Source organism: Sphingomonas sp. GC_Shp_6 (genome assembly GCF_026540835.1).
Classification (GTDB): domain Bacteria; phylum Pseudomonadota; class Alphaproteobacteria; order Sphingomonadales; family Sphingomonadaceae; genus Sphingomonas.
Map to the genome: position 1 here is coordinate 63927 of NZ_JALNUO010000009.1, position 16165 is coordinate 80091.

Here is a 16165-nt window from a genome sequence, read left to right on the forward strand (position 1 = left end):
GGGCATGAAGCCCGTCATCTTCGGCCTGTCCGGCCCCGTCCTCACCGCCGACGAGCGCGGCTTTTTCGCCGAGGCGGAGCCGGCGGGCTATATTCTGTTCCGCCGCAACGTCGAAACGCGCGCGCAGCTTCGCGCGCTGACCGACTCGCTGCGTGCGCTCGCGGGCCGCGACGATCTGCCGATCCTGATCGACCAGGAGGGGGGCCGCGTCGCACGCATGGGGCCGCCCGAATGGCCGGCCTTTCCTGCGGGCCCCCGATTCGATGCGTTGTACGAGATCGCGCCGATGTCGGGCATCGAGGCGGCGCGCGCCAACGCCCATGCGCTAGGGCTGATGCTGAGCGAAGTGGGGATCAGCGTCGATTGCCTGCCGCTGCTGGATGTCGGCCAGCCGGACACGACCGACGCGATCGCCACGCGCGCCTATGGCCGCGAGCCGATGCGCGTGGCGGCGATGGGGCGGGCGACGCTGGAGGGACTGGCGGCCGGCGGCGTGGTGGGCGTGGTGAAGCATATGCCGGGGCACGGCCGGGCGCGGGTCGACAGCCATTATGCGCTGCCGACCGTGACCGCATCCGACGCCGAACTAGCGGTGGATTTGGCGCCGTTTCACACGCTCAATCAAGCACCTATGGGCATGACCTCGCACATCGTCTTCGAGGCTTGGGACGCCGATCGCCCCGCCACGCTGTCGCCGACCGTGATCGCCGACATCATCCGCGGGCGGATCGGGTTCGACGGGCTGTTGATGACCGACGATATCGACATGAAGGCGCTGAGCGGATCGGCCGCGGACAAGGCGGCAGGGGCGATCGCGGCGGGTTGCGACATCGTGCTCGATTGCTGGGCGCGGATGGACGAGATGGTCGCGATCGCCGATCGGCTGGGCGAGATCGCCGATCGGTCGCGCGAGCGCCTGACGCGCGCGATGGCGAGCGTCGGCGTAGGCCGGGGCGATTTCGCCGAACAGATCGCCAAGCGCGACGCACTGCTGGCGCTCGTACCCTAGCGCCATGGCGGCCACCGACGACAGGCTGACGCTGGATCTGGATGGCTGGGAAGGGCCGCTCGACCTGCTGCTGGCGCTTGCCCGCGGGCAGAAGGTCGATCTGCGCGCGATCTCGATCCTGGCGCTGGTGGAGCAATATCTCGGCTTCATGGAGCGCGCGCGGGCGTTGCAACTGGAACTCGCCGCCGACTACCTCGTCATGGCGGCGTGGCTCGCCTATCTCAAGTCCGCGCTGCTGCTGCCGCGCGATCCGGCGGTCGAGCCCGATCCGGACGAACTCGCGCTGCGGCTTCAGCTCCGGCTCGAGCGGCTCGATGCGATGCGCGACGCTGGGGCGCGGCTGATGGCGCGCGATCGGCTCGGTCGCGACGTGTTCGCGCGCGGTGCGCCCGAAGGACTGCACAACGTGAAGACTGCGGCATGGCAGGTCGGCTTTTTCGACCTTGCCACCGCTTATGGGCGGGTCGCGGCGCGCACCCGGCCGGTGTTCCACGTCGTCGCCGATCGCCAGGTGATGACGCTGGAGACTGCGCTCGAACGGCTCGTCGCGCTGCTGGGCGTCCAGATCGACTGGCAGCGGATCGAGCGCTTTCTTCCGGACGGCACCGATGGGCTGCGGCGATCGGCGCTGGCGTCGAGTTTTCTAGCCGCGCTCGAACTCGCGCGACAGGGCCGCGTGACGTTGCGCCAGGCCGAGCCGTTCGCGCCACTCTATCTCAAGGCGGGCGCATGACGTCGCCGGGTGATGCCGAGCGCGCGGTCGAGGCGGTGCTGTTCGCCGCGACCGAGCCGATGACCGCCGATGCGATCCGCGCGCATGTTGGCGTCGACGTGCGTGCGCCGCTGCTGGCACTGGCGGCGCATTACGCGGGGCGGGGGGTAAATCTCGTATGTCGCGGCGAGCGCTGGCATTTCCAGACCGCGCCCGATCTGGCGCATCTGCTGCGCCGCGATCGCGAGGAGCCGCGCCGCCTGAGCCGCGCCGGGGTCGAGACGCTGGCGATCGTGGCCTATCACGAGCCGGTTACGCGCGCCGAGATCGAGGCGATCCGCGGCGTGGCGGTGGCCAAGGGCACGCTGGACGTGCTGATGGAGGCAGGGTGGGTGCGCCCGGCGGGCCGCCGCGAGGTGCCGGGACGGCCGCTCGTCTATGCGACCACGCCGCATTTTCTGGCGCATTTCGGGCTGGCCTCGCGCCGCGATCTGCCGGGGATGGAGGATCTGCGCGCCGCCGGTTTGCTCGATCCGGTCGATCTGGCGTTGGAGGTGGAAAAGACGCGCGAGGAGGACTAGATAGACTTGAAGTTTCGGGAGAATTGTCATGGGCGGTTTCAGCCCCATCCACCTGCTCGTCCTCGCCGTCGTGGCGATCCTTCTGCTCGGCGGCGGCCGTTTCTCCAATTTGATGGGAGACGTGGCCAAGGGCGTGAAGAACTTCAAGAAGGGCATGTCGGAGCATGACGACGACGAAACCAAGCCCGCTGCCCGGATCGAAGCCAAGAAATCGGCCGATCCCGCGTTCGATCGCGATGGCAACCGCGTCCGCGACGATCGCCCTTGATCCGGCGCGCAGCGGTCGGCGGGGAAGGCTGAGATGTTCGATATCGCTCCATCCGAGTTCATGCTGGTGGCGTTCGTCGCGCTGATCGTGATTGGGCCCAAGGACCTGCCCAAGGCGATGCGGTTCCTCGGCCACTGGGTGGGCAAGGCGCGTGGCGTCGCCCGCCAGTTCCGGTCCGGCTTCGACGAGATGGTGCGGGAGGCGGAGCTTGCCGACATGGAGAAGCGCTGGGCGGCCGAGAACGAGCGGATCATGCGCGAGCATCCGGCGTCCGACGTCGCGGTGGCTGAGCCGGCGATGACGGATCACGGCATCGTCGATCACAGCGACGTTCCCGTCCATGTCGAAAAGCCGGCGATCGTCGCAGCGGCGCCCGGATCTCCCGCGCCGCATCCCGACGGGGCGCCGTCATGAGCGAGATCGACGACAGCCGGGCCCCGCTGCTCGATCACCTCATCGAACTGCGCCGGCGCCTGCTGTATTGTACGGCGGCCATCGCGGTTACCTTTTGCGCCTCGCTCTATTTCTCACGCGAGATCTTCGGCTTTTTGCTTCACCCGCTGAAGGCCGCGGGTCAGAATACGGTGATCTACACCCAGATCTTCGAGGCGTTTTTCGTTCAGGTGAAGGTCGCGTTCTTCGCGGCGATGATGCTGTCGTTTCCGGTGATCGCCAACCAACTGTGGCAGTTCGTGGCGCCGGGCCTTTATCGCAAGGAGCGCCGGGCGCTTCTGCCGTTCATCTTCGCGACGCCGGTGCTGTTCCTGTCGGGGGCGGCGCTCGCCTATTTCGTCGCGGTGCCGATGGCGCTTCACTATCTGCTCGGCTTCCAGGGCAGCGTCGGTGGCGTGACACAACAGGCGCTCCCGGCGATCGGCAATTACCTGTCGTTCATCCAGCAATTTCTCTTCGGTTTCGGTCTGGCGTTCCTGCTGCCGGTGTTGCTGATGCTGCTGGAGCGCGCTGGGATCGTCACGCGCAAGCAACTGGTGGGCGCGCGGCGCTATGCGATCGTGGCGTCGGTCGCGATCGCCGCGGTGCTCACGCCGCCCGATCTGATGAGCCAGGTGCTGCTCGCGGTGCCGCTCATCATTCTCTACGAGGCCGCGCTGATCGGCATCTGGTTCACCGAGCGCAAACGCGCCAAGGATGCGGCCAAGGACGTAGTCTCCGCCTGAACCGCATATGCGAAAAGGGCTCCCGCATCGCTGCGAGAGCGCTTGGTCATGCGCTCCGGTGTAGCCTTATTTGGCGCCCGAATCGTCGGCCGCCTTGGTGACCGTCTTGCCTGCCGAGCTGACGTCCTTGCCGGCGCCGGCGACGGTGTTGCACGCGCTCACCATCAGCATGCCCGCGACCATCGTCAATCCAACCAGTTTACGCATGTTCGATCTCCTAAAAGCGTGGGTAACCCCGCGAATTAGTGCACGGAACGACCGTCCTTCGTCAATCATGGCGAAGTCGTCGACGGGCGCCTGCTTTAAATGTGAAGACCCGGAAACGTCACCGGGGGGGAGGGTGGACGCTTCCGGGTCTATGGCTGGATAGCGAAAGCGGGGGGCATAAGGTCGCTATCCGAAGGTCATAACGGTGATCGGGAAAGGAGGTTCCGGCGGGGCAGGGGTTTTTCTCCGCGTTGCCGAAAACGCCCCGTCGTCAATCGCGCCCCGTCACGCTGATCGCGATCTCATAGGCGCCGACGAGCGGGTCATGGTGCAGGGGCGCGCGCAATTGGCGCGACAGGCCTTCCATTACGCGGCCATAGCGCGTGCCGGCGAGATCGCGGAGTTGATCGCTATCCACCAGCGACCGCGAGACGACGCGCAGCAGCGCCTTGCCGGGGTCCTCGGCGGGCTTCACGGCCACGCGGATCTGGGCGGATGGGTCGCAGTTGATCGCCAGCTCGATCGTCTCGGTCACGAGGAACGCCACGGCGACGGCGACGTCCTGATTGACGAGATAGGGGTCGATATCGATCGCGATACCGATTGCCGTCGATCCCTCGGGTGCGGTCGCGCGGATATTGGCGGCGAGTTCGCCGATCACCGCGCGCAGGTTCAGCCCGCGATTTTCCTCCATTTCCGCGAAATGGTTGCGATGGACGACCGCGAGCGCGTCGACGCGGCGCTGGATCGAGGAATAGGCCGCCGTCGCATCTGCGCTGCGCGCGCCGCGCGCATGGAAGTTGATGAGGCTGGAGATCACCTGAAGATTGTTCTTCACGCGGTGGTGCACCTCGCGCGTCAGCTTGGTCTGGCGGACGAGCCCCTCAGCCAGCCCAGCCTCGTGCAGCGCGACGGTGCGGCTGATCGCGCGGAACGTGTCGCCCAGCTCGCGGATCTCCTGCGCCGGCATCTGGTGGAGCGTGCCCGGATCGATCACCTCGCCCGGCGTGAACGCCGCGACGCTGGTGCGCAGCGCACGCAAGGGGCGGATCAGCAGCCGATCGACCACGAACCAGGCGATGCTCGCCGCCGCGGCCCACATCAGCAGCGGCAGCAGCAGGGCGATCACCAGCGGCGACGTGATCGGCGCGCTGCGAACGCTGGTGCGCAAGGCGAGCCCCGCGACCCCCAGGTCGATCCGCATCGTCTCCATGCGATCAAGCGGCTGGGCATCGGGGATCGACCCGAGGATCAGCGACCGCGACCCGTGGATCAGTTCGCTGCCATAGGGCGTCGCGTGCGCGGTCGGCAGGCCGATCCGCGCCAGAAACGCCTTGGGGAAGAACGCGCGAGCGACGGTCCGGCGTCCCGGTCCGGCCACCGCCATGACGAGGCCCTGGCCAGGCAGGATCTCGGCCACGATCGGCGTACCCATGGTGGGCAGGGCGACGCTGACCGCGACGGGCTCACCGCAGAGCACATGGCCGGCATGATCGGTGATGACGAAGCGGGTGCCGGCGACCGATTGCTGCGCGAAGACGCCCTGCGCGCGCGCGCAGCTCGGGGCGTCGGCGGGGTCGGCGCCGAGTGCGTTCACCGCGACGCGCAGCGCGGTCATGTCGCCCACCAGCTCGATCGCGATCGAGCGCGCGCTTTCGTCCGCGGAGACGCGCAACCGGGCGCGCATTTCCGCATCGGCGATCCGCGTCGTCTGCAGGGTGGCAAAGATCGCGATCAGCGCGAGCGGCAGCAACGCTGCGCTGAGGATCAGGAACAGTTTCGCGCCGGTCTGCATCCGGGCGAGTCGCGACACCGGACTGAGTGCCGTCAAGCGATCACGTGCGATGGCGGAATCGATGGAATTGTCTGAGGCCATGGCCGTTCGGCCGGCCGTCAGTCGAGCTTGCCGAGCAGGTCGAGCATCTCGTCGGGAACCGATTCTTCGACGGTTTTCTGATAGATCGACCGAAGCGCCGTGCCCATGTCGCGATCCTTGTTCTGGACCCTGGCTCCGGATGAATCGGGCTGCTTGGTCTTTGGCGTGTCGTGGCCCAAACTGAAAACATCCCCCTGCACGCCCGCACGTGAACGCGATAACAAACGATCTATCCCGAAGACCGGCCGGAAACCAGCCGGGCGCATACGCGATTTGGTGTCCCTGAAACCAAATTGCATCTCGATGGTTCCCGGTCAGACCGAAAAATCCGTCCTACGTCAACGCAGGCGGCCATTTCGCGGAAATGACATTGCAACGCGGCGGCCACCGGGACAGATGGAGGCCGCCATTCAGGGAGTATCCGTTACCCATGTCGCTCGGACAGCAACTCGCACCGCATCTCCCCTTCCTGCGGCGCTACGGCCGGGCCCTGACGGGCAGCCAGAATCATGGCGACAAATATGTCCGTGCGACGCTCGAGGCGATCGTCGCCGCGCCCGCCGAATTCCCGAAGGACGTCGATCCGCGTCTCGGCCTCTACAAGATGTTCCAGGGCATCTGGAATTCGACCAACTACGACGAGCTGGGCGACGAGGCGGCGGGCGACAGCCCGGAAGGCCATGAGGCGACCGCGCGCGCGCGGCTTGCCCGGATGACGCCGCTGTCGCGTCAGGCGCTGCTGCTGACGGCGATGGAGGGCTTCACGCCCGAGGATGCGGCTTATTTGATCGAGGTCGAGCCGAGCGAGCTGGATGATCTCGTCGCCGAGGCGATGCGGGAGATCGAGCAGCAGACCCGCGCGCGCGTGCTCATCATCGAGGACGAGCCGCTGATCGCGATGGATATCGAGACGATCGTCCGCGATCTCGGCCATGACGTGACCGGCGTGGCGGTGACCCGCGACGAGGCCGTGGGGCTTGCGATGGAGGATCGCCCCGGGCTGGTTCTGGCCGACATTCAGCTTGCCGACGACAGTTCGGGCATCGATGCGGTGAAGGACATCTTGGCCGAGTTCGAGGTTCCGGTGATCTTCATCACCGCCTTCCCCGAGCGGCTGCTGACGGGCGAACGGCCCGAGCCGACCTTCCTCATCACCAAGCCGTTCCAGCGATCGACGGTGAAGGCGGCGATCAGCCAGGCGCTGTTCTTCGACCAGAGCACGGTGCCGGCGGTATAAACGGGACCGTGCCCGCGGGATAAACAAGACAGTTACGGAGCCAAAACGGGTTTCGCGTGTTGGAACGATCATGGCTGATCCGAATGAACGCATCGAAGTCGAGGCACAGGACGCACGGGCGGGCGCGACGCCCGGCGTCACCCGCTATGTGCTCGGCATATCGCTGATATTGATCGTGGCGATCTTTGCGTTTCTCATTCTGCGCTGAGGTATCTCAGTGCATCCGCTGGCAAATGTCGGTGTCGAGTCTTATGTAGGCGACCGTGCGTGGAGCACGACGAGCGGGGTTGAAGCCATTTCCATGAACGATACGACGCCGCGCGACAGCGATGACGGCGAAGAAGAACTGGTCGTCGTCGAACACGTCTCGCTCTCCGATCCCGAGTTCAAGACTCAATTGGCGCAGGTCATTCCGCATCTTCGCGCGTTCGGTCGCTCGCTTTCGGGCAGCCGCGATCTGGCCGACGATCTCGTTCAGGAAACGCTGTTGAAGGCATGGGCGGCGCGCAAGCGCTTTCAAGCCGGCACGAACATGCGCGCATGGACGTTCATCATCCTGCGCAATCTGTATCTGTCGCAAATGCGCCGTGCGCGGTTCAAGGGCGAGTGGGACGATCTCGTCGCCGACCGCATCCTCGCGGCGCCTGCGAGCCAGGATCGCCATGTCGAACTGGGCGACATGCAGCGCGCGCTGATGCATCTGCCGCAGCCCCAGCGCGAGGCACTGATCCTCGTCGGCGCAGGCGGCTTCGCCTATGAAGAGGCCGCCGAAATCTGCAATGTGGCGGTCGGCACGATCAAGAGCCGGGTGGCGCGTGGCCGCGTGGCGCTCGAGACCATTCTGACGAACGGATCGCTCCCCTCGCGCCGCAGCCATGAGGTTGATGTCACGAAGACGGCGCTCGACACGATCATGGGCGAAGTCGAGGATCTGAGCCGCGGCCGCTAGCCGCCAGCGTCAGCGGCCGATCGGGATGCGGTCGAGCTGTTCGAGCGCGTGGCGCATGTCAGTCGGCAGATCGATGCGCGAGGAGAATGCACCCTTCAGCGCCGTGCCGACCGCATCGGTTTCGCGGGGCGAGCGGACGATGAAGTCGCCCCTGTTTCCCGCGTGAAGGCTGTGTGCATGATCCATGGCGTCTACAACCCCTGACACGAATATTTGTTGCGAGTCGGGGGCGAGAGGCGGAGCGGAAGCTGCATGAATGTCACCATCGCCCGTTCCAGCCTGGCGGAAGCGCTGCGAAGGGCACGCGCGGAGTCGCCGTTCCTCACGCTTCTGCTGACGCGCGAGCCGGAGATCGCCGCGCGGCTCGAGAGCGGCATGCTCGATCTCGCGGTTCATGACGCCACACCCGATATGCCGGTGGCACGGCAGTTGCGGCTGGAACGTCGGGCGCTCGCGCTGAACGTCGCGATCGGCGATCTGGCGGGGCTGCTCGATCTCGCGGCGGTCACGCAGGCGCTGAGCGATTTTGCGGACCGCGCGCTGGATCGTGCGATCGGGCAGGCGATCCGCGAACGGACTCCCGATGCCGAACCGCAGGGTTTCGCGGCGATCGCGCTCGGCAAACAAGGCAGCCGCGAGCTCAACTATTCGTCCGACATCGATCCGATCTTCCTCTTCGATCCGCAGATTCTCCCCCGTCGCCCGCGCGAGGAGCCGAGCGACGCGGCGGTGCGGATCGGGCGGCGGGTGGTCGAACTGCTCCAGGCGCGCGACGGCGACGGCTATGTGCTGCGCGTCGATCTTCGACTGCGGCCGTCGCCCGAAGTGACGCCGATCGTGCTGCCGGTGGATGCGGCGATCGGCTATTACGAGTCGCAGGCGCTCACCTGGGAACGCGCCGCCTTCATCCGCGCCCGCGCCGCTGCCGGCGACACGGGTCTCGGCGCGCGGTTTCTCGATGCGGTTCGGCCGTTCGTGTGGCGCCGCGCGCTCGATTTCGGTGCGGTTCAGGAAATCCGGGGCCTCACGCACCGGATCCGCGACCATCATGCGCAGGGCCAGGCGTTCGGCGCCGGTTACGATCTGAAGCGGGGCAGGGGCGGGATCCGCGAGATCGAGTTCTTCGCGCAGATCCACCAGTTGATCCATGGCGGCCGCGATCCGGCGCTGCGCGCGCCCGCGACACGCGACGCGCTGGCGGCGCTCGCCGCGGCCGGCCGGATCGATGCCGAGGATGCGGCCGTGCTGAGCGAGGCCTATACGCGGCTCCGCACGATCGAGCACCGCGTGCAGATGATCGACGACCGGCAGACTCATGCCCTGCCAGTGGCCGAAGCGCTCGATCGCGTCGCGCGGCTCCACGGCGTCCGTGACGCCGACGCGCTGCTCGACTGGCTGCGGCCGTCGGTCGGGCATGTCGGGCGGATCTACGATGCGCTGGACGGTGACGCGCAACCGACCCTGCCGCATGACCCCGAAGCGCTGGACGAGGCGCTCGCCTCGGCGGGTTTCGGCGATCCCGCCACGGCGCGGGTCCGGATCGCGGCATGGCGTCAGGGCGGCTATCCCGCGCTCCGCAGCCCGCCCGCGCGCGCCGCGCTGGAGGCGGTGTTGCCGACGCTGGTGCCCGCCTTCGCCGGCGTGCCGGATCCAAACGCGGCGCTGCTGCGCTTCGATGCGCTGCTCGAACGGCTGCCGAGCGCGATCAACATCTTTCGCCTGCTCGAGGCCCGGCCGGGGCTCGCGGCGCTGCTCGTCACGATCCTTTCGCATGCCGAACCCCTGGCCGAGGCGCTGGCGCGTCGTCCGGCCTTGCTCGACGGCCTGATCGACGCCTCCGCGCTCGATGCCGTCGGCAGCGTCGAAACGCTGGAGGCCGCGATGCGCGCGGGCGATGCCGGCGAGGATTATGGCGCGCGGCTCGATCACGTCCGCCGCATCGTCGGCGAGATGCGGTTTGCGCTCGGCGCGCAGATCGTGGCGGGTGCGGCGGATCCGCTGGTCGCGGCGGGCGGCTATGCGCGCGTGGCGGAAGCGGCGATCGGCGTGATCGCCACCGCGACGGTGGCGGAGTTCGCGCGCGCGCATGGCACGGTGCCGGACAGCGAGTTCGTCATCCTGGCGCTCGGCCGGATGGGCGGTGGGGCGATGACGCACGCGTCCGATCTCGACCTCGTCTATCTGTTCACCGGCGATTTCCGCAGCGAGTCGGATGGGGCGAAGCCGCTCGGTGCCACGCTCTATTACAACCGGCTGGCGCAGCGGATGACGGCCGCCTTGTCGGTCGCGACCGCGGCGGGGCCGCTCTATCCGATCGACACGCGGCTGCGCCCATCGGGTGCGCAGGGGCCGCTGGCGGTGTCGGTCGAATCCTTCGCGCGTTACCAGCGCGAGGATGCCTGGTCTTGGGAGCATATGGCGCTCACCCGTGCCCGCCCCGTGTTCGGCTCGGCCCGGGCGCGTGCGGACGTGGCGGCGGTGATCGCCGATGTGCTTCGGGGGCAGCGGCCCGCGCGCGATATCGTGCGGGACGCGGTGACGATGCGCGCCGATATGGCCGCGCACAAGCCGCCGCAGGGGCCGCTCGACGTCAAGCTGTCGCCGGGTGGGCTGGTCGATCTGGAATTCGCGGTGCACGTCACGCAACTCGTTCACCGTACCGGGTTCGATCCCGATCTGCGGCGCGCGATCGATGCGCTCGCCGACCAGGGATTGCTGCCGCGCACGATGCGGGCGGCGCATGACGACCTCACGCGTGCGCTCGTCGCGCTGCGGCTGCTGGCGCCGGGCTCCGCCATTCCCGACCGGGCGACGCAGGCGCTGATCGCCGACACGCTGGCGCGGCCCGACTGGCAGGCCGTGACGGCGGCCCTCGACGCGACCCGGGCGGCGGTGCAGGGGGTGTGGCACGAGGTGAGCCATGGATGACGGTGCGACGATCCCCGCGGTGCGGGTGACGATGACGGACGGACGCGAGGCGGCGCTGGCGGACCTCGCCCGGCCGCTGGTGGTCTATTTCTATCCCAAGGACGATACGCCCGGCTGCACGCGCGAGGCGCAAGACTTTTCCGCGCTGGCGGACGACTTCGCACAGGCGGGCGTGACGGTCGTCGGCATTTCCAAGGATCCGCCCGAGAAACACGCCAAGTTCGCGGCCAAGCACGCGCTGTCGGTGACGCTCGCCACCGATCCGGACGGCAGCGTCTGCGACGCGTTCGGCGTCTGGGGCGAGAAGAACCTCTATGGCCGCGTCTATATGGGTATCGAGCGGGCGACGTTCCTGTTCGGTGCGGACGGAACGCTGATGCGGCAGTGGCGCAAGGTGAAGGTGCCCGGCCATGCGCAGGCGGTGCTCGCGGCGGCCACCGGCGGCTGATTCGCATCGTCTCCGGCCCGCGACGCGCAATTTTTCAACGACTCGGCTTAACCATCAGGCATTCCGCCGCGCCGCGCCCACCATGGTCTTGCCGTCACGTCATAATGCTTGGCAAAGCACGATCGTCGGAAGCGCGGGGGGCCGTGGTTCGCGACGAAGCCGGAGCGCCCTGTCAGGGGCAGGCGCTTGCGAATGCAATTGGGGTCCGATGGCACAGTTCGACAAGGTTGGCGCCGCGACGATGATGCGGGCGAAGTGGGTTCTGCTCTCGGCCATCGCCTTCGGTGGCATCGCCCAGGCCGCCGAACCCGGCGCCTCGGCAGATGTGCAGAGCGCACAGATGGCCAATGTCGCGCAGCTTTCGCAATCGACGCTTCCCGGGTCCACCGTGGGCGGTGCGACCGAGATGGCGGGCGATCGGCAGTTCCGCAGCCTGTTCCTGTCGTGGAAGAAGCTCGACGCGGCACCGGGCGCGCGCATCGGCGGGATCGCCATCCCCTCCGTCCAGCCGGTCCAGCGGCTCGCCTTCACCAGCAATTTCGGCATCCGCAGCGATCCGTTCCAGGGCACCGCGCGGATGCATGCCGGCGTCGATATCCCCGGCCCGGTCGGCACGCCGGTCTATGCCACCGCCGACGGCACCGTCGACGAGGCGCAGCGCGCCGGCGGCTATGGCAACATGATCGAGATCGATCACGGCAAGGGCATCGCCACTCGCTACGGCCATCTCTCCAAGATCATCGTCGAGAATGGCGCGCACGTCGCGCGCGGCCAGTTGATCGGCCTGATGGGCTCGACCGGCCGCTCGACCGGCCCGCACCTCCATTACGAGGTCCGCATCGACGGCAAGGCGGTGAACCCCGCGCCCTTCCTGACCAGCACCGATTATCTGATCGCCGCGCAGGATCATGCGGTCCACGCGATCCCCGTCTCGACGGGCCCCGCCGCGCAGGATTGAGGCGTCGGCGCGGAGAGGTTGCCCGGCAGCTCGCGCGCGCCTATCTGATCGGCATGGCAACGCGCGCATCCGAGATCACGCTCACCCCCTCCGCCGCAGCGCGGGTGGCGACGATCGCCGCCAAACAGGGCAAGCCGCCGATCCTGCGCCTCTCGGTCGATGGCGGCGGCTGCTCGGGTTTCCAGTACAAGTTCGGTTTCGCCGATACGGTCGCGAATGACGACAGCGTGGCGGAAACCGACGGCGTGCGGCTCGTGGTGGACAGCATCAGCCTCGATCTCGTCCGCGGTTGCGCGGTCGATTATGTCGAATCGCTGGGTGGCGCGGCGTTCAAGGTCGAGAACCCTAACGCGGCGAGCGGCTGCGGCTGCGGCACCAGCTTCGCGGTCTGAGCCGGCGCTTGAAGCTCGTCACCTTCAACATCAACGGGATCAAGGCGCGCCTGCCGCGCCTGCTCGAATATCTGGCCGAAGAACAGCCGGAGATCGTGTGTCTCCAGGAACTGAAGACCAGCGACGAGACCTTCCCCGCCGACGATATCGAAGCCGCCGGTTATGGGGCGCTGTGGCACGGGCAGAAGAGCTGGAACGGCGTCGCCGTGCTTGCCCGCGGCCAACAGCCGATCGAGCGGCAGCGCGGCCTGGCAGGCGAGCCGGAGGACGAGCATAGCCGCTATCTGGAGGCGGACGTAGACGGCTTGGTGGTCGCCTCGATCTATCTGCCCAACGGCAATCCGCGCCCCGGCCCCAAATTCGATTACAAGCTGCGCTGGTTCGACCGGCTGGCGGCGCGGGGCCGCGAATTGCTCGCCGAGGAAGTCCCCGTGGTGCTGGCGGGCGATTACAACGTGATCCCCAATGATGACGACACCTATTCGGTGCGCACCATGGCGGAGGATGCGCTGATGCAGCCTGAGAGCCGCGCGGCGTATCGCCGGCTGCTGGCGCAGGGCTGGACCGATGCGCTGCGTACGCGCGCGCCGGGCGGCGGCGTGTGGACCTTCTGGGATTATCAGGCGGGCGCATGGCAGCGCGACGCCGGCTTCCGGATCGATCATATGCTGCTCAGCCCGCAGGCGGCCGACCGGCTGGTCGATGCAGGGGTCGACAAGGCGTATCGCGCGCGCGAAAAGGCCAGCGATCATGCGCCGACCTGGGTGCGGCTGCGCTAGCCGCATGCCCCGAGCGGCCGGGCGGGTCGAAGGGGAATGGATGATGCGACGTTGGATCTTGGTCGGCCTGGGGCTGGCGGCGGCGTCGCCGGCCTTGGCGCAGGACGAGCCGCGCTTCTGCCCCACGCGGCCGAGCATCGGCGGATCGAGCTGCACCACCGAGACCGGCCAGGTTCAATTCGAATATTCCTTCCTCGATTGGGAGCGGAACGACCAGCCCGACCAGCGCGAGGACCGCGTGATCGCCGGCGATTTTCTGGCCAGGCTGGGCATCGGCAAGGATACCGAGGTGCAGCTCGGCTGGACCGCTTACGGCCATGATCGCGCGCGCGACAAGGCGACGGGGCAGATCGACACGGTGAACGGCATCGGTGACGTGACGCTCGCGCTGCGCGAGCATCTTGCCGGCGCCGAGGGCAAGCCTTTCTCGGCCGGCGTTCAGGGCTTCGTCACGCTGCCGTCGGGGCGCTATCCGGTTGGCGCGGGAACGTGGAGCGCGGGCGCGATCGTGCCCGTGCAATATGAGCTCACCAAGAAGCTATCGGTGTCGTTCACCGGCGAGGCGGACGCGGCGGCGAACCAGTCGGGCGAAGGGCGGCATCTCGCGTATAATGGCATCGGCGGCCTGCGTTACAAACTGGCGGACAACGTCAACGTCTATGCCGAGCTCGAGCTCGAGCGCGACGACGATCCGCAGGGGCATGAAACACACGCGCTCGCGGCACTTTCGACCGCTTGGCGGCCCACCAAGCGGCTCCAGTTCGACGTGCTGGCGGTCGCCGGGCTGAACCATGATTCGCCCGATATCCGGCTGGTCACGGGCGGGGCGGTGCTCTTCTGATACTGCCGGCGGCCCTGATGCTTCAGGCGGTCGCCGGTCTACCGGCTTCACCGCCGTTGCCGCCCTTGTCGGTGACGGCGCGGCCATGCCCGGCTGGCGACGATGGCGAGATCACCGTCTGCGCGCGCAAGAGCGATCCGCCCAGGCTCGTGAAGCTGCCCGAGGAACGCGTCGCATCGCCGCAGGACCGGATGACCTTTCGCCTGCCGGGTCACGCCACCGGGAACGTCCATGCCTTTCAACGCGACCTGCAGGGCGCGACGTCGCAAGGCGCCGCGGTCACGATCAGGGTGCCGTTCGGCAAGGGTAAAAAGGACTAACGGACGTCATTCGGTCGCGAACGGTTCGGTGCGGGTTCGAAGAGCCTACCGAGCTATGGTGCGCCGAACAGAGGTCGATGACATCACTCTGACCCGTTCGCCCTGAGCTTGTCGAAGGGCATTCTCCGATTGCGAGGGCGCGAGTGCGGAGAGCGTACTTCGACCCGCTCAGCACGAACGGTCGATTCGACATCATCATGTTCAGAGCGTGCGCTCGTACACGATATAGGTCTTGTTGATCCGGCACTGGATCGTCTCGGCGATCGATCGCATGCCCTGATTGTCCTCCAGGATCCAGCCGATCTCGCCGCGGCTGGCGCCGTAGCGCGCGACCGAGGCCTTGCGGATATATTCGATCATCATGAAGGCGAGCTGGCTGGCCATCCGCGACGATTGCAGCTCCTTCACCACGCCCATCAGCGGCACGCGCATCGTCTTCACCTTGGGCGCGCGCAGCCACAACAGCAGCTTGGCCCAGCCGAACGGCAGCAGCGATCCGTTCAGCGGCTTGATCGCCTCGTTGAGGTCGGGAAGCGTAATCATGAACGCGACGGGCCTGCCGTCCAGTTCTGCGATGCGGATCAGGTCGTTGAACACGATCGGCTTCAACTTTACGCCCACATCCTTGATCTCGGGCGGGGTGAGGGGAACGAAGCCCCAATTGTCGGACCAGGCGTCGTTGAGGATCGAGAGGATGATCGCCGCCTCCTCCTCGAACTTCGTCTTGTCCACCTGGCGGACGACGATCCGCGGATTGTTCTCGCCCGATTTGATGATCCGCTTCACGATCGGCGGAAATTCCTGGGTGATATCAAGATCATAGGTGTAGAGTTCGCGCACCGGGGCATAGCCCGCGCGTTCGATCCAGCCGCGATATTCGGGCTTGGCATGGCCCATCATGATCGTCGGCGGATGGTCGAAGCCGTCGACCAGCAGGCCCGGCTCTTCCCAGATCGACATGCTGATCGGGCCGAGAGCACGCGTCATGCCCTGATCGCGCAGCCATTGCTCCGCCCGGGCGAGCAGCGCGACGAAGATGTCCTCGCGCTCCGCATCCATCAGCCCCCATTGGCCCACGCCCGGGCCGAAGCCCTGTTCGGCGGGCATGGTGAGCGCGAGCGTGTCGATATGCGCCGAGATCCGCCCGACCACGCGTCCGTCCTCTTCGGCCAGGAACAATTGCGCCTTCGCATGGCTGAACCAGCCGTTCTTCTCGGGCGTGAGGAGCCCCAGCGCCTCACCCTTCAATGGCGGCACCCAATGGGGATCGTCGCGGTAGAGGCGGAACGGCAGGTCGATGAAGGTCTTGCGGTCTCGCTTCGATTCGATCGGGCGGATGGTCAGGGTTGCCAAGGCGGCCTCCGGTTTCGTTGCGCAGACGGTATGCCGCGTCGTTACGCCAGCAATATGGCCATTGGCGAGCGATGTTTGCACCGCCGGCGACGGGGCGCGTGCGGGCGACCCCTGTAATGCCATGCCGTC

The 16165-nt window shown here is 67.3% G+C and carries 21 protein-coding genes; 16 read left to right on the forward strand and 5 right to left on the reverse strand.

The window, feature by feature from the left end:
* Positions 1-4: 4 nt before the first annotated feature.
* Genes OXQ95_RS11870 through tatC form a run of 6 tightly spaced genes read left to right on the forward strand, consistent with a single transcriptional unit; the run spans position 5 to position 3748 of the window.
* On the forward strand, positions 5-1009 hold the full coding sequence (locus OXQ95_RS11870; RefSeq protein WP_267381701.1) for a glycoside hydrolase family 3 N-terminal domain-containing protein: 1005 nt from the start codon (positions 5-7) through the stop codon (positions 1007-1009).
* Positions 1010-1013: 4 nt separating this feature from the next.
* Positions 1014-1742 (forward strand): ScpA family protein, encoded by a 729-nt coding sequence (locus tag OXQ95_RS11875; protein ID WP_267381702.1) that lies wholly within the window; start codon positions 1014-1016, stop codon positions 1740-1742.
* Positions 1739-2302 carry an SMC-Scp complex subunit ScpB gene (scpB, locus tag OXQ95_RS11880; protein WP_242096797.1) on the forward strand — a complete coding sequence of 188 codons (564 nt, stop codon included), beginning with the start codon at positions 1739-1741 and terminating at the stop codon, positions 2300-2302. The genes OXQ95_RS11875 and scpB overlap by 4 nt, the downstream gene beginning before the upstream one ends.
* Before the next feature lie 28 nt (positions 2303-2330).
* Entirely contained in the window at positions 2331-2570 is a 240-nt protein-coding gene (locus tag OXQ95_RS11885; RefSeq protein ID WP_242096798.1) for a Sec-independent protein translocase subunit TatA, read from the forward strand.
* 33 nt (positions 2571-2603) lie between these two features.
* Positions 2604-2984: a Sec-independent protein translocase protein TatB gene (gene tatB, locus OXQ95_RS11890; protein ID WP_267381704.1), complete on the forward strand. Its 381-nt coding sequence runs from the start codon at positions 2604-2606 to the stop codon at positions 2982-2984.
* Positions 2981-3748, forward strand: a complete 768-nt coding sequence (tatC, locus tag OXQ95_RS11895) for a twin-arginine translocase subunit TatC (RefSeq protein ID WP_242096800.1) — start codon at positions 2981-2983, stop codon at positions 3746-3748. Before tatB ends, tatC begins: the two co-directional genes overlap by 4 nt.
* 66 nt (positions 3749-3814) lie before the next feature.
* Here tatC and OXQ95_RS11900 read toward each other — a convergent pair whose 3' ends face one another.
* From OXQ95_RS11900 to OXQ95_RS11910, 3 genes are all read right to left on the reverse strand, one after another.
* The gene (locus tag OXQ95_RS11900; RefSeq protein ID WP_267381706.1) at positions 3815-3955 is read right to left on the reverse strand and encodes an entericidin A/B family lipoprotein; all 141 of its coding nucleotides are present in this window, start codon (positions 3953-3955) and stop codon (positions 3815-3817) included.
* Positions 3956-4226: 271 nt separating this feature from the next.
* Complete coding sequence (locus tag OXQ95_RS11905) at positions 4227-5750, reverse strand: sensor histidine kinase (protein ID WP_267381810.1); 1524 nt, start codon at positions 5748-5750, stop codon at positions 4227-4229.
* A 98-nt stretch (positions 5751-5848) separates the two neighbouring features.
* Positions 5849-6130, reverse strand: coding sequence for a NepR family anti-sigma factor (locus OXQ95_RS11910; protein ID WP_267381707.1), 282 nt, complete (start codon positions 6128-6130; stop codon positions 5849-5851).
* A gap of 131 nt (positions 6131-6261) precedes the next feature.
* Between OXQ95_RS11910 and OXQ95_RS11915 the strand changes: the two genes are divergently transcribed.
* From OXQ95_RS11915 to OXQ95_RS11925, 3 genes are all read left to right on the forward strand, one after another.
* Positions 6262-7068 carry a response regulator gene (locus OXQ95_RS11915; protein WP_242096803.1) on the forward strand — a complete coding sequence of 269 codons (807 nt, stop codon included), beginning with the start codon at positions 6262-6264 and terminating at the stop codon, positions 7066-7068.
* Positions 7069-7138: 70 nt separating this feature from the next.
* Positions 7139-7276 carry a hypothetical protein gene (locus tag OXQ95_RS11920; protein WP_242096804.1) on the forward strand — a complete coding sequence of 46 codons (138 nt, stop codon included), beginning with the start codon at positions 7139-7141 and terminating at the stop codon, positions 7274-7276.
* Between the two features lie 93 nt (positions 7277-7369).
* A complete protein-coding gene (locus tag OXQ95_RS11925) occupies positions 7370-8017 on the forward strand; it encodes a sigma-70 family RNA polymerase sigma factor (protein WP_242096805.1) in 648 nt (215 codons plus the stop codon).
* A 9-nt stretch (positions 8018-8026) separates the two neighbouring features.
* Here OXQ95_RS11925 and OXQ95_RS11930 read toward each other — a convergent pair whose 3' ends face one another.
* The gene (locus tag OXQ95_RS11930) at positions 8027-8203 is read right to left on the reverse strand and encodes a hypothetical protein (protein ID WP_242096806.1); all 177 of its coding nucleotides are present in this window, start codon (positions 8201-8203) and stop codon (positions 8027-8029) included.
* A 66-nt stretch (positions 8204-8269) separates the two neighbouring features.
* Here OXQ95_RS11930 and OXQ95_RS11935 point away from each other — a divergent pair, with 66 nt between their 5' ends.
* From OXQ95_RS11935 to OXQ95_RS11965, 7 genes are all read left to right on the forward strand, one after another.
* Positions 8270-10945, forward strand: coding sequence for a bifunctional [glutamine synthetase] adenylyltransferase/[glutamine synthetase]-adenylyl-L-tyrosine phosphorylase (locus OXQ95_RS11935; RefSeq protein ID WP_267381709.1), 2676 nt, complete (start codon positions 8270-8272; stop codon positions 10943-10945).
* A complete protein-coding gene (locus tag OXQ95_RS11940; protein ID WP_267381711.1) occupies positions 10938-11393 on the forward strand; it encodes a peroxiredoxin in 456 nt (151 codons plus the stop codon). Before OXQ95_RS11935 ends, OXQ95_RS11940 begins: the two co-directional genes overlap by 8 nt.
* Positions 11394-11601: 208 nt before the next feature.
* A complete protein-coding gene (locus OXQ95_RS11945) occupies positions 11602-12351 on the forward strand; it encodes a M23 family metallopeptidase (RefSeq protein WP_242096809.1) in 750 nt (249 codons plus the stop codon).
* Between the two features lie 53 nt (positions 12352-12404).
* Positions 12405-12743 carry an iron-sulfur cluster insertion protein ErpA gene (gene erpA / locus OXQ95_RS11950; RefSeq protein ID WP_267381714.1) on the forward strand — a complete coding sequence of 113 codons (339 nt, stop codon included), beginning with the start codon at positions 12405-12407 and terminating at the stop codon, positions 12741-12743.
* Between the two features lie 8 nt (positions 12744-12751).
* The gene (gene xth, locus OXQ95_RS11955) at positions 12752-13522 is read left to right on the forward strand and encodes an exodeoxyribonuclease III (RefSeq protein ID WP_267381715.1); all 771 of its coding nucleotides are present in this window, start codon (positions 12752-12754) and stop codon (positions 13520-13522) included.
* A 43-nt stretch (positions 13523-13565) separates the two neighbouring features.
* Positions 13566-14363, forward strand: a complete 798-nt coding sequence (locus OXQ95_RS11960) for a transporter (protein ID WP_242096812.1) — start codon at positions 13566-13568, stop codon at positions 14361-14363.
* 17 nt (positions 14364-14380) lie between these two features.
* Positions 14381-14683 (forward strand): hypothetical protein, encoded by a 303-nt coding sequence (locus OXQ95_RS11965; RefSeq protein WP_242096813.1) that lies wholly within the window; start codon positions 14381-14383, stop codon positions 14681-14683.
* A gap of 201 nt (positions 14684-14884) precedes the next feature.
* On the opposite strand, the gene OXQ95_RS11970 is transcribed toward OXQ95_RS11965, so the two are convergent.
* Positions 14885-16036, reverse strand: a complete 1152-nt coding sequence (locus tag OXQ95_RS11970) for an N-acetyltransferase (RefSeq protein ID WP_242096814.1) — start codon at positions 16034-16036, stop codon at positions 14885-14887.
* Positions 16037-16165 lie beyond the last annotated feature (129 nt).

What these genes read in the sequence shown, in the direction of transcription:
- OXQ95_RS11870 (WP_267381701.1), top strand. Translation starts at nt 5, where the DNA reads ATGAAGCCCGTCATCTTCGGCCTGTCCGGCCCCGTCCTCACCGCCGAC.
- OXQ95_RS11935 (WP_267381709.1), top strand. Translation starts at nt 8,270, where the DNA reads ATGAATGTCACCATCGCCCGTTCCAGCCTGGCGGAAGCGCTGCGAAGG.
- OXQ95_RS11900 (WP_267381706.1), bottom strand. Translation starts at nt 3,955, where the DNA reads ATGCGTAAACTGGTTGGATTGACGATGGTCGCGGGCATGCTGATGGTG.
- OXQ95_RS11940 (WP_267381711.1), top strand. Translation starts at nt 10,938, where the DNA reads ATGGATGACGGTGCGACGATCCCCGCGGTGCGGGTGACGATGACGGAC.
- tatC (WP_242096800.1), top strand. Translation starts at nt 2,981, where the DNA reads ATGAGCGAGATCGACGACAGCCGGGCCCCGCTGCTCGATCACCTCATC.
- OXQ95_RS11965 (WP_242096813.1), top strand. Translation starts at nt 14,381, where the DNA reads ATGCTTCAGGCGGTCGCCGGTCTACCGGCTTCACCGCCGTTGCCGCCC.
- scpB (WP_242096797.1), top strand. Translation starts at nt 1,739, where the DNA reads ATGACGTCGCCGGGTGATGCCGAGCGCGCGGTCGAGGCGGTGCTGTTC.
- OXQ95_RS11920 (WP_242096804.1), top strand. Translation starts at nt 7,139, where the DNA reads ATGGCTGATCCGAATGAACGCATCGAAGTCGAGGCACAGGACGCACGG.
- OXQ95_RS11945 (WP_242096809.1), top strand. Translation starts at nt 11,602, where the DNA reads ATGGCACAGTTCGACAAGGTTGGCGCCGCGACGATGATGCGGGCGAAG.
- OXQ95_RS11930 (WP_242096806.1), bottom strand. Translation starts at nt 8,203, where the DNA reads ATGGATCATGCACACAGCCTTCACGCGGGAAACAGGGGCGACTTCATC.
- OXQ95_RS11910 (WP_267381707.1), bottom strand. Translation starts at nt 6,130, where the DNA reads ATGCAATTTGGTTTCAGGGACACCAAATCGCGTATGCGCCCGGCTGGT.
- OXQ95_RS11915 (WP_242096803.1), top strand. Translation starts at nt 6,262, where the DNA reads ATGTCGCTCGGACAGCAACTCGCACCGCATCTCCCCTTCCTGCGGCGC.
- OXQ95_RS11905 (WP_267381810.1), bottom strand. Translation starts at nt 5,750, where the DNA reads ATGCAGACCGGCGCGAAACTGTTCCTGATCCTCAGCGCAGCGTTGCTG.
- OXQ95_RS11960 (WP_242096812.1), top strand. Translation starts at nt 13,566, where the DNA reads ATGCGACGTTGGATCTTGGTCGGCCTGGGGCTGGCGGCGGCGTCGCCG.
- erpA (WP_267381714.1), top strand. Translation starts at nt 12,405, where the DNA reads ATGGCAACGCGCGCATCCGAGATCACGCTCACCCCCTCCGCCGCAGCG.
- tatB (WP_267381704.1), top strand. Translation starts at nt 2,604, where the DNA reads ATGTTCGATATCGCTCCATCCGAGTTCATGCTGGTGGCGTTCGTCGCG.
- OXQ95_RS11925 (WP_242096805.1), top strand. Translation starts at nt 7,370, where the DNA reads ATGAACGATACGACGCCGCGCGACAGCGATGACGGCGAAGAAGAACTG.
- OXQ95_RS11875 (WP_267381702.1), top strand. Translation starts at nt 1,014, where the DNA reads ATGGCGGCCACCGACGACAGGCTGACGCTGGATCTGGATGGCTGGGAA.
- OXQ95_RS11885 (WP_242096798.1), top strand. Translation starts at nt 2,331, where the DNA reads ATGGGCGGTTTCAGCCCCATCCACCTGCTCGTCCTCGCCGTCGTGGCG.